The sequence below is a fragment of the Kitasatospora putterlickiae genome (assembly GCF_039527695.1).
GTDB lineage: Bacteria > Actinomycetota > Actinomycetes > Streptomycetales > Streptomycetaceae > Kitasatospora > Kitasatospora putterlickiae.
The window spans coordinates 1,055-12,614 of record NZ_BAAAKJ010000260.1; the positions used below are offsets into that span (position 1 = coordinate 1,055).

Sequence of the window (11,560 nt, forward strand, 5' to 3'; positions counted from 1 at the left end):
TCAGCTTGCAGGTGTCCGCGCGGTAGGTGGAGACGGAGAGCGCGACCAGCCGGCCCGCGGCGGCGTACTGAGTGGTCATCACGAGCACCGGCGAGCCGGGCGGGCGCTCCAGCAGGGCGGCCTGCTCGGCCTCGGCGACGCCCAGCTCCACGGAGCGGGACTCGCCGTCGACCTCCAGCCGCTCCAGCTGCCGCAGCACCGAACGGGCGCGGTCGCTCTCGGCACGGAAGCCGGGCAGGTGCGGGAGCGCGGCGGCGGGCACGTGCAGCGACTCGGTGGCCACGGCCCGGCCCTGCACGAGGCGCACCCGGCGCACGGTGTGCACGGGGGCGCCCTCCGCGACCCCGAGCGCCTCGGCCAGCCGCCGGGCGGCCGGGGCGGTGGCGCAGTCGACGGTGCGCCAGGCCTGGCTGCGGGCGGCACCGGGCCAGCCCTCCTCCTGCCGGTTCACCGGGACACCGACCCGGGGGGCCGCGATCAGGGTGCCGATGCCGCGCCGGCGGACCAGGCGGCCCTCCAGCTCCAGCTGGTCGAGCGCCTGCCGCAGGGTGGCCCGGGCCACGCCGAAGCGAGCGGCGAGCTCGCGCTCGTTCGGCAGGATCTGGCCGGTGGAGAACTCCGTGTCGATGGCGCGGAGCAGCACCGTGCGCAGGTGCCAGTACTTCGGTTCCGGTACCGCCGTGAGCTGTCCTGTCGTTCCCACCGTGTCCTCCACCCTGTGACGTCCGCCCTGCTGAAAGAGGGCGGATCCCGGCCCGCTGTCCGCTGTTGCGGCAGGTGGGAGAGCGGGCTTTTTCCGTCCTTCTTTATTAAAGGTCCTTGCAGTAAGTGACCCTAGGGGCTGAATCGGGAGATGGTCAAGACCAATGGCGTGGCGCGGCGGTACTCCCGCACAGTTTCATGATGCGTTCACGTCAGCTCCGCAAGCGGACGCGTCGTGACACGGCCCCGGCACGGCAGTGGGTAGGCTGCCCGAGTGATCGTGGTGACGAGTGTGAACGTGAACGGAATCCGGGCGGCGGCCAAGAAGGGCTTCATCGAATGGCTGGCCGCCACCGAGGCGGACGTGATCTGCCTGCAGGAGGTGCGCTCCGAACCCGAGCAGCTACCGGTCGAGCTGCGCGACCTGGACGGCTGGCACACGGTGTGGGCCCCGGCCGCCGCCAAGGGCCGGGCCGGCGTCGCGATCCTCTCCCGCACGGAGCCGAGCCGCACGGTCATCGGCTTCGAATCGGCGGAATTCGACAATTCGGGCAGGTATGTCGAAATCGACCTTCCGGGCCTGACCGTCGCCAGCCTCTACCTCCCCTCCGGCGAGGTCGGCACCGAACGCCAGGACGAGAAGGAACGCTTCATGGCGGAGTTCCTCGTCCACCTCCACAAGCTCCGCACCCGCGCCGCCGCCGAAGGCCGCGAGGTCGTCGTCTGCGGCGACTGGAACATCGCCCACCGCCCCGAGGACCTCAAGAACTGGAAGGCCAACCAGAAGTCCGCCGGCTTCCTCCCCGAGGAACGCGCCTGGCTCTCCCGCGTCTACGACGAGGCCGGCTACGTCGACGTCGTCCGCCGCCTCCACCCCGACCGCACCGGCCCCTACTCCTGGTGGTCCTACCGCGGCCGCGCCTTCGACAACGACTCCGGCTGGCGAATCGACCTGCATTGTGCAACGCCAGGCATCGCCGCCAAGGCGGTCGAGGCCTACGTCGAACGCGCCGCCACCCACGCCGAACGGTGGAGCGACCACGCCCCCGTGACCGTGGTCTACGACCTGGAAACTGACTGAGCGTCAGAAAAATGGGCTACCTCTCGCATCCCTCGGCAGCCTGACTGTCAGGTTGCTCCGCACCAGATCCCCAATAGAACCGACACGTCGAGAACAGCACCCATCCCCGATTCCCTCTATTCCCCGCTGGCACACAGTGCGATAAACACAACAAACACTAGTGTCCTGCGCCAGGAATTCGTTCAAGATATGAGGCGAGTCGTTCGAGGATTTCGTCGGCGGTCTTGGTCCAGGTGAACGGGCGGGGGTTCTCGTTCCAGGTCTTGATCCAGGCCCTGATGTCCTTCTCCAGGGCCTGGACGGACTTGTGGACGCCGCGTCGCAGTTGCTTGTCCGTCAGCAGTGCGAACCACCGTTCGACCTGGTTGAGCCAGGATGAGCTGGTCGGGGTGAAGTGCAGGTGGAACCGGGGGTGGCCGGCCAGCCACTTCTGGATCGCCGCGGTCTTGTGAGTGGCGTAGTTGTCACAGATCAGGTGCACGTCCAGGTCGGCGGGCACTTCCTTGTCGAGCTTGGCGAGGAACTTCTTGAACTCGGCCGCGCGGTGGCGGCGGTGGAGGGAGCCGATGACCTCGCCGCTGGCCACGTCGAGGGCGGCGAACAGGGTGGTGACGCCGTTGCGCAGGTAGTCGTGGGTGCGGCGCTCGGGCATGCCCGGCATCATCGGCAGTACCGGGGCGGAGCGGTCGAGCGCCTGGATCTGGGACTTCTCGTCGACGCACAGGACCAGGGCGCGTTCCGGCGGGTCCAGGTAGAGCCCGACCACGTCGCGGACCTTGTCGATGAACTGCGGGTCCTTCGACAGCTTGAAAGTGTCGACCAGGTGCGGCTTGAGGCCGAAGGCCTGCCAGACGCGGCCGACCGTGGACTTCGACAGTCCCGTCGCGGCGGCCATCGACGCCCGCGACCAGTGGGTGGCGTCCTTGGGGGTCCGCTCCAGAGTGGCGACGACGATCTCCTCGATCCGCTCGTCGCTGATCTTCCGTGGAGCGCCGGGGCGTTGCTCGTCCGCGAGCCCCTCAAGGCGGCGCTCCAGGAAACGCCGCCGCCACTTGCCGACCGTCTGCGGCCAGATGCCGAGCTCGGCGGCGACCTCCTGGTTCGTCTTCCCCTCCGCGCAGCCGAGCACGATCCGACACCGCAGAGCCAGCGCCTGCGACGACTTCGCCCGCCGCGACCAACGGACCAGTGTCTCCCGCTCGTCGTCGGTCAAGGTCAACTCGGCCATCGGCCGACCCATGCGCGCCATACGCACAGGCTACAGATATGAAGCGAATTTCAGGCGCAGGACACTAGTAGGTCAGGTTCTTCTGCTCCGTGATCAGCCGGCCGGCGAGGCTCAGGTTGCCGTTGGAGTCCAGCACCGCGACGAGATGCTTCGTGCTGCCGTGGTGGGTCGTGAAGTAGATCTTGTCGGCTTCCTGACTGCTGCTCAGGTTCGTGTTCACCGACAGCTCGATGCTCTCCGGGCCGCTGATGACCACGTCCTTCTTCGCCGGGTGCGGGTCAACGCGGTTCTGTGTCAGCTTGATCCGGCCGTTGTAGTCGCCGCTCTTCACATCCGACGCCACGCCGAGGTCGACGTTGGGCATGGAGGTCCTCCCCTACGATCCGCGGAAGCCGCCGAAGGCGCTCCCGCACTCCAGTGGAAACAAGGTCATGGCCGGATGGGCGCTTCCCCCCACCCGGTGCGGGCGCGCACGGCGCCGGTGCGCACGGGAGCGGCCGGGGCCGCGTCCCGGTCAGGTCAGGTTGCCCTGGTTGGTGAACACCTTGCCCGCGATGGACAGGTTGCCGTCGGAGTCCAGCACCGCGACGACCTTCTTCGTGCTGCCGTGGTGGGTCGTGAAGTAGATCTTGTCGGTTTCCTGGCTGACGGACTCGTTCGTGTTCACCGACAGCTCGATGCTCACCGGCGAGCCGACGAGCACGTCCTTCTTCGCCGGGTTCGACTGGCCCCGGCTCTGCGTCAGCTTGACGCGGCCGTGGTAGTCGCCGTCCTGCCAGTCGTCCGCCTCGCCGAGGTCGATGTCGGGCATGGAGACCCTCCCCTTTCAGTCCTGCGGGGCGCTTGTGAGGGCACACCCGCGCTCCAGTGGAAGCAACTTCAGTGCCGTGTGGGGTACTTGGCTACGCGAACCGATCGAGAACCTACACAGTTCAACTTCGGAATCAGCACGTCCGTTCGTAAATTTCTGATACTGCCCAAAAATGAATGAGCGCTGACCGATTTTGTCCGGCAGTCCAGGCACCCTCCTCCACCCGGCTACACAGGGTGGCGCCGTTGCCGGGGCGGCCGCCGCTGCTGATCACAGGCGGGCGCGGGAGGTTCGCGGCACGACGGTGCCCGCACCGGCCCTGATCGGGCTGCGGGCGCGGGCGTGGCGCGGGCGTGGGCGGCAGGCGGAGTGCCCGCAGGGCCCGGACGCCGCACGCGGAGAAGAGCCGTCGCGTGCGGCCCGTCCCGGGACGCCCGCTTCGCCCTGGTGGAGGACGTTCTGCCGCGTGGAAGCTCAGTTGCTGTGGGACGCGGTCAGCCTCGGTCGGGGGCTCCCGTTCTCACACAGGATGTGCCAGCGGAGGTCCTGGAGCACCTGTCCGGGCTCCAGCCCCAGTTCGTTCCGCAGGGTTTCCCGCGCCGACCGGTAGACCTGTAGGGCCTCGCCGGCCCTGCCGCTGTTGTTCAGCGCGATCATCAGCTGGCGGTAGAAGGTCTCGTGCAGTGGATAGTCCTGCAGCAGCGAATAGAGGTAGCTCACCGATTCACGATCCCGGCCCAACGCGAGGTGCGAGTCGATCATCATCTCGATGAATTCGATGCGGAGTTCTTCCAGCCAGGTCGAGAACCGGGCCACGGCCGGACTCTCGCGCAGGTCGACCAGTACGGGCTCGCGCCACAGGTCGAGCGCCTTCCGGGCCAGCTCGATCACCTTCTGATCCTGCTGCTCGCGCTTGCTGACCCTGCCCTGTTCGACCAGCCCCATGAAGATCTTCAGGTCGAAGTCGTCCGGGTTCACCTGTAAGAGATAGCCCGGCGCCCGGGTGATGATCGGTCCTTTCGGACAGCCCGGACTCCTCAGCAGCTTTCGCAACTGGGACACGTAGACATGAACCGCCGCACTGGCCCGGCGCGGAGGACTTTCCCCCCAGAGTTCGGACACGATGTGATCGAAGGGAACAACCTGGTTCGCCCGTATGAGCAGGAGTGCCAGCAGGGTTTTGACCTTTGCGGCGTTGATGAATACGACATCATCGCCGTCGACCACCCGGAGACTGCCCAGGATATGATACTTCACGCATTCCCCCTGAAGCCGCTCTGCCCATTTGCCGACGCCCAGCACAGTGACATGGCATGGTCATCTTCGCATGATTGCCGAGGGACCCGCATCAGGGAAACTACGTAGATCAGTTGCCATCACGGCTGGATGCGCGCGGTTCTGCGGGTTCTGTCACAACAAGTCTGATCCGCATCAGAACCACGCATCCGGAGTCCGACCGTCCGTCTATGAATGTGTGTCAACGCGCGCTGCGCCCGAGCCGTGTGGACTGAGCCATCTTGCTGGCGAGCGCCGCCCTCGAACTGACGCCGAGTTTCCGGTAGACATGGGAAAGGTGGGTCTCGATCGTTCGGGCACTCAGATTCAGCTGCTGCGCTATCTCCTTCGTCCGTTTCCCCTCCGACGCGATGCTCGCGATTTCGTATTCCCGGGTCGTGAGGACGGAGAGCAGCGGGTCCGGGTCCCGGCCGCTCTCGGTCCGGCCGCCGACGCCCTCCATCATGAGCTGCTGCTCCGCGGCCCTGCGGCCGATTGCCGACGCACCGGTCCGGCGGGCGAGCTCCTTGCTGAGCGCGAGCATCGAGGCGGTCTCCCGGAACATGTCCAACGCCAGCGCGCAGGGGGCCGCCGAGACGAGCATCTGAGCCTGCGCCCTGGTCAGGGACACGCTGGAGAACAGCTCGGCGGCGTTGCGGTAGAAGTGCAGCGCCATCGCCATCTGCCGTTGCGTGGTGAGCACGTGCGCGCGGGCGGCCAGCGCGGTCGCATGGTGGGAAGCCAGTCCGGTGGAGTCGGCGGCGTACACCGCTCGGGCGGCCCACCGGTCCGCCTCCAGGACGTCGCCGGCCCGCAGGGACGCCCTGGTGAGCAGCTCGAAGCAGTCCGGGTGATTGACCCTGGGCAGCGCCGAGAGGTCCGGGCCGCCGCCGATGTCCAGGATCAGAGCCGTGCCGCGCAGCGGATCGCCGCTCTCGATCGCGGCGCCGGCCAGCGACATCGCGCAGTCGGCGCGCCACAAGGGCTCGTCCACGGGCAGCGTGGCCGTAGCGGTCTCGGCGAGCCGCAGGGCCTGCGCGTCTCCCGGCTCGGCGGCCGTCACGCAAGCCGACTGAAGCGCGATGGCGAGTGCGGTCAGGTGCGGGGACCCCATTTCACGGGCCAGCCTGAGCCCTTCGTCCGTCGACTGCCGCGCCTGTTCCAGAGGGCCGATGGCCAGATGCGTCTTGCCCAGCCCGATGAGGATGAACGGCAGGAAGTGACGGCGCCGGGCACCGCGGGCGAGGGACTCGGCCCGCTGGAGCTGCCGCCGGGCTTCGGTGTACTGCTCGACGCCGCACTGCGCCCATCCGAGCAAGGCCAGATACTCGATCGCGTCGACGAGTTCGCGGTCCGCGTGCTGGTCGACGATCGCCGTGCAGGCGCCGAGCGTCGCGCGCGCGGCCCGGGAGTCGCCGACGCTCGCCTCGTACGTGGCGAGGAGCGCGAGGGCCCCCGCCTCGCCGACGGGGTCGCGCAGGTCGCGCATGAGGCGGACACATCGCGCGACCTCACGGATGGCCCGGTCATCGCCCTGCAGACCGCCCACCAGCAGCTGACGGGTGAGGGCCAGGGTGACCGCGCCGTCCGCCGTGCTCCCCTTCGCGGTGAGCAGCTCCCCTTCGAGCAGGCTCTGCGCCTCCGCGCGGTTCCCCAGCAGCCAGTCCAGTTGCGCGCACAACACCTCCGCCCGCACGCGGCCCGAGGCCGGCCCGGGTGGCGCCGTGAGGAGCGCCTCCCGCAGCGCGTCCCGGGCTTCGGCCACGCGGTCCACCGCGATCAGACTCCTGGCCAGCGTGTACGACAGGTCCAGGCGTGAGTGGCGTTCGTGCGGGGAGAGCGAGGACAGGCGCAGCGCTGCTCGCATCCACCGGACCGCGGACGACGGGTAGGCGGCGATGGCCTCCTCGGCGGCGCGCACGAACAGCGGTATGTCGCCCGGATCGGACTGGCCGAGCAGGCTTTCCACATGGGCCGTCTGCGCCTCCACGGGCGCGCCGCGAGTGGTCAGCAGATGGAGTGCCTTGCGGTGGGCCGCGATGCGCCAGGCAGGGTCGGAGCGCGCGTAGAGCATCGACCGGACGACCGGGTGGCGCAGGGAGTAGGCGGGCGGGCGGTCGACCGAGCGGATCAGATCAGCCCGCATCAGGGTGCCGACCGCGCCTCTGACCTGCTCGGGCGTGAACCCGCAGAGATGGCCGAGCGCTTCCAGGTCGAACAGGTCGCCGAAGACGGCGGCGGCGGAGAGGACCGCCGACTCCTCGGGGCCCAGTGTGGTGAGTTCGCTCATCAGCGCGCTCCACTGCCAGCCGGACGCCATGGCTCCCGTGGTCTCACCGTTGGACCGGATGCGCGCGAGTTCCAGCAGGTACGCGGGCACTCCGTCACTCGCCCGGTACAACTCGCTCAGGACGCGGTCCCCTTGAGGCCGGCTCAGGAGTTCGGCCGCCTGGTCGAGGTTCACCGCGTCCAGTTGGATGCTCCGCACGGTGCCCAGACCGGTGCCGTGGGCCAGTGCGTCCCTGAGCCGGGCCGAGGCCTGACGAGTGCGGTGGGCGATCACCATCAGCACGTTGGGAATCGGGGCGAGGACGAGGTGCTCGACCAGGCCGATGGAGTGCGCGTCGGCATGGTGGAAGTCGTCCAGGACCAGGAGCAGTGTGCCGTGCGCGGCCTGTCGCGTGATCTCCCTCTTCAGCGCCTCGAAGCCGCACCGCAGATGCAGACTGCCGAAGGGGCTGTCGCACGGCCCCTGGCGGGACGCTTTGACCGTGTCGATCAGTTGCCCCAGAGGAACCCCCTGGGCGACCAGCGCCAGCAGGAACGGGTCGAAGTGTTCCGCCCGTTCTGAATTGATGCACCTGGCGTGCAGGGTCGTGACCTGTCTGCCCGCCGCCTCGCTCGTCAACGCCGATAACAGATGGGTCTTGCCCACGCCGGGCTCACCTATCAGTTCCACCAATTGTCCGCGTCCATCGGAGAATACTTGGTCCAGGGTGGCGATCAGCAGTTCGAGTTCGGCATGTCGAATGGTTTTCCCAGTGCTCTTTCCGGCGTTTCCGAACATCACGCCCCCGGTCCCCCGTTACTCCTGAGTACTAGAGCCTCGGCTTGTGGCTGCAGGTCGTGGATGACGTCCCGGCCCTCGCCTCCCTACTCGTCGCGCTCCCGGCACTCACCCCGTCGCCCCCTCGATCGGCGTTCCAACGGCACCCCTGGCACGCCCGGCACCAGGCCCGTGTCGCCGTGGTCCACCGCCACCGGCACGGCGGCCGTTTGCCGCCCGCACGCATATCCGGTGGAGATCCGACCCAAAACGATCACAATTCCAAGATCTCGAGCTGTAGCGTTTGCGGCCGAACTGCACGTCAATGCGCCATGGCGGCGCGGTCACAGTCTTGTTGCGATTGCGCAGCATTGTCAACATGGCGCCGACCGGGGACCGCTGACCGCGACGCGTAGGAACGACGAGCGGCGGGAAGCGCATCGGCGATGGAATCGCCGGGCTGTCGGCGAAGCCGACGTGGCGCGGAGGCCATGGGGACGGGCTCGCCGCGCAGCGGCCGGGACATCGTGATCACGCCGGGTCGAGAGGCCGCGGTCGGAGGCGGGATCCGAGGCCCCCGCCACGCACTGAAGGCCGGGCCCGGCAGCGCCGGACCCAGCCCTCAAAGCAACCCGCTTCTCACCCGACGGTCCCGGCCCGAAGCCGAGACCCGCCGACCGGCGGGCGGTGACCCTCCGTCAGGACGCGGCCAGCCTCGCGGATGCCACGACGGCGGTGTACTTCATGGAGAAGCTCCCGCCCATGGCGTCGATGACGGCGCCGACCCTCGCCAGCACCTGCTCCAGCTTCTCGGGCGGGAACTGGGCGTGGTCCCCCTGGGTGGGCAGCTGGTCCAGCCATTCGGCCTTGCTGTAGACGTACTCCCACTCGACCTGCCACTGCTCGGGCTCGTCGAACACCCCGGCCGCGCGCATCCCGTCGATGGTCTTGGCCAGCAGCGGGGAGGTGTTCGGCGGGGGCGCCGGCATGCTGTAGGCGCGGGTGACCAGGGCGTCGGGCACCAGATCGACGTAGACCTCACGGAAGGCGTCGCGCACCTCCGCGGGGGGTTCGGCGACGTTCCAGAAGGCGGCCAGCCGCCCCCCGGGACGCAACACCGATGCCGCCTTCTCCGCACCCACCACCGGGTCCACCCAGTGCCACGCCTGACCCGAGATCACCCCGTCGAACCGACGTCCCGCCGGGTCCCACTCCTCGAACCGCGCGACTTCCACGTCGGTGCCCCGGGTCCGCGCGAACTCCGCCATCCGCGCGTCCGGCTCCACGCCGAGCACCGTGCACCCGGCGGCCTGGAACTGGCGCGCCTCGATTCCCGTACCCGCGCCGACGTCCAGGAGCTCAACTCCCGGACACGACCTCATCATGCGCTCCACCAGGGCTTCCGGATAGCGCGGCCTGGTCCGGTCGTAGCGCTCGGCGTCCACGCCGTAGTTCTCGGCCACGCGGCGCTGCTGGTGGAGTTCGCCGCCAGTCTTCCAGTTCGTCATGACAGGGAACCTAGTGGGCACTTGCCCACTAGTCAATCCGGCGGCGTTCCGGCTGCTCACCGGACGACCCGGCGGCTTGCGCGGGCCCCGAGGAGCGCGCCGTCGCGGTGGACGATCCCGCCGGAGGGCACCGCCGGCCGCAGCCCGGGAATCGACGTGAAGAGGGTGCCGGACACGATCACGGCGCCGAGCCTCCATGGGTTCGGCCAGCGGCGGCGCCGGTTCCGGAATTCATCCGTCCACAAAGGTCCCGCGGAGTCGCCCCGGGGATATCGGCGAGGTTTTTGACGCGACCTTCCTTCCCGGCCCCGAGCACGGCCGGCGCCGCATTCCGTCGGTGAATCCGCGACGCAACCCCGAATGATAGGGGATGACGTCGTACTCCCCCTCCAGCAGAATACCGGAGTACGGGTGACCAGTATTTTCCAGCTCATGACGCGCGCACCCGTCGACGAACAGGAGGCGGCCGGCCGGTGGAGATCAAGGAGATGGCGATAGCGGGTGCGTTTCGCATCATCCCGGACAAACTCCGTGACCGCCGGGGATGTTTCTTCGAGGCCTTCCGGACCGAGGAACTCGCCCGCGCGACCGGCTTTCCCTTCCGGGTCCGCCAGGGCAACGTCTCGGTCAGCAGGCGCGGGGTGATCCGCGGCGTGCACGGCACGAGGACGGGCTCCGGTGAAGCCAAGCTGATCAGCTGCGTGCGCGGCGCGGTACTCGATGTCGTGGTCGATCTGCGCGTGGGGTCGCCGACCTTCGGCGCGTTCGACACCACGCCCCTGACCGCGGACTCCGGCGAGCTGGTGTTCCTCGTCGACGGTCTCGGACACGCCTACCAGACGCTCGCCGAGGACACCACGATCAACTACCTGTGCGCGGAGCAGTTCGTCCCGGGCAGCCAGATCGACGTGAACCCGTTGGACCCCGGACTCGCCCTGCCGTGGACCCTCGACGAGGAACCGATCATCTCGGACAAGGACAGGGCCGCGCCGGCTCTCCGGGAGGCGGCGGCCGCCGGGATACTCCCCCACTACACGGGCCCTCTCGCGGCACCGGCCGCACCGGCGGGCGAGAACAGGCGAGGACGGAATCTTGATCTCTGAACGCCGGCCAGACGAGGGTTCGTTCCGCACGGACGGAGAGGGGTGACCGCGGTGCCATCGACCGAGAAGCGGCCGCTCGTAGCGGTACTCGGCGCATCCGGCTTCCTCGGCGCCGCGGTCACCGCGGAGCTGTCGCGCCTGCCGGTGCGCCTTCGACTCGTCTCCCGTGAGCACAGGCTCCGGCTTCCGGCGGCCGAGGTCCGCCTCGCGGACCTCACCGCCCCGCGGGCGGTGCGAGAGGCTGTCGACGGCGCGGACGCCGTCATCCACCTGGCGGCCCACCTCTCCGACGAACGCTCGTGGCGCGCACCGGGCAGCGACTCCGAGCTGCTGAGCACGGGCCTGCTCGACACCCTCGTGCGCTCGGTGCGCGGACGACCGCCGGTCGTCGTGTTCGCCAGCACCGTCCAGGCAGCGGCCTCCCCCGAGCTGCCGCGCAACGACTACGTGCGGCAGAAGATCGCGGCCGAGGAGCTGCTCGCGGAGGCGACGCGGGACGGCGCGGTACGCGGGATCGCGCTCCGTCCGGCCACGATCTACGGGCGCACTCCGCTCACCGGTTCGACCGGACGCGGTGTGGTCGCCGCGATGGCCCGCAAGGCCTTCGCGGACGAGCCGATCACCATGTGGCACGACGGCACCGTCGAACGGGACCTGGTGCACGTCACGGACACCGCGCGCGCCTTCGTCGCCGCGATGCAGGCGCCCGAGGCCCTCAGCGGCGGCCAGTGGCTGGTGGGGACGGGCCGGCCCGCGCGGCTCGGCGAGGTGTTCCGCACCCTCGCCGACCTGGTCGCCGCGCGGAT

General features: G+C 69.1%; 10 protein-coding genes. 3 read left to right on the forward strand and 7 right to left on the reverse strand.

All coding sequences use genetic code 11. The features are described 5' to 3' along the window. Positions 1-703 (reverse strand): GntR family transcriptional regulator (locus ABD308_RS26535; protein ID WP_344339362.1); only part of this gene is annotated, 703 nt, incomplete at its 3' end. 273 nt (positions 704-976) lie between these two features. On the opposite strand from ABD308_RS26535, the gene ABD308_RS26540 reads away from it, so the two are divergent. Further along, positions 977-1,783: an exodeoxyribonuclease III gene (locus ABD308_RS26540; protein WP_344339365.1), complete on the forward strand. Its 807-nt coding sequence runs from the start codon at positions 977-979 to the stop codon at positions 1,781-1,783. Between the two features lie 157 nt (positions 1,784-1,940). Here ABD308_RS26540 and ABD308_RS26545 read toward each other — a convergent pair whose 3' ends face one another. From ABD308_RS26545 to ABD308_RS26570, 6 genes are all read right to left on the reverse strand, one after another. Next, positions 1,941-3,023, reverse strand: coding sequence for an IS630 family transposase (locus ABD308_RS26545; protein ID WP_344339487.1), 1,083 nt, complete (start codon positions 3,021-3,023; stop codon positions 1,941-1,943). A 52-nt stretch (positions 3,024-3,075) separates the two neighbouring features. Continuing rightward, on the reverse strand, positions 3,076-3,375 hold the full coding sequence (locus ABD308_RS26550) for a DUF6342 family protein (protein WP_344339368.1): 300 nt from the start codon (positions 3,373-3,375) through the stop codon (positions 3,076-3,078). Positions 3,376-3,525: 150 nt separating this feature from the next. After that, the gene (locus ABD308_RS26555; protein ID WP_344339370.1) at positions 3,526-3,822 is read right to left on the reverse strand and encodes a DUF6342 family protein; all 297 of its coding nucleotides are present in this window, start codon (positions 3,820-3,822) and stop codon (positions 3,526-3,528) included. A 474-nt stretch (positions 3,823-4,296) separates the two neighbouring features. Then, positions 4,297-5,124 (reverse strand): AfsR/SARP family transcriptional regulator, encoded by an 828-nt coding sequence (locus tag ABD308_RS26560; protein ID WP_344339372.1) that lies wholly within the window; start codon positions 5,122-5,124, stop codon positions 4,297-4,299. A gap of 175 nt (positions 5,125-5,299) precedes the next feature. Next, on the reverse strand, positions 5,300-8,164 hold the full coding sequence (locus tag ABD308_RS26565; protein ID WP_344339489.1) for a helix-turn-helix transcriptional regulator: 2,865 nt from the start codon (positions 8,162-8,164) through the stop codon (positions 5,300-5,302). Between the two features lie 677 nt (positions 8,165-8,841). Then, positions 8,842-9,651: a class I SAM-dependent methyltransferase gene (locus tag ABD308_RS26570; protein ID WP_344339375.1), complete on the reverse strand. Its 810-nt coding sequence runs from the start codon at positions 9,649-9,651 to the stop codon at positions 8,842-8,844. Positions 9,652-10,124: 473 nt separating this feature from the next. Between ABD308_RS26570 and ABD308_RS26575 the strand changes: the two genes are divergently transcribed. Together ABD308_RS26575 and ABD308_RS26580 are read left to right on the forward strand one after the other, a co-directional pair. Continuing rightward, positions 10,125-10,754, forward strand: coding sequence for a dTDP-4-dehydrorhamnose 3,5-epimerase family protein (locus ABD308_RS26575; protein WP_344339377.1), 630 nt, complete (start codon positions 10,125-10,127; stop codon positions 10,752-10,754). Positions 10,755-10,796: 42 nt separating this feature from the next. After that, on the forward strand, positions 10,797-11,560 hold a 764-nt coding region (locus ABD308_RS26580), incomplete at its 3' end, for an NAD-dependent epimerase/dehydratase family protein (protein WP_344339379.1).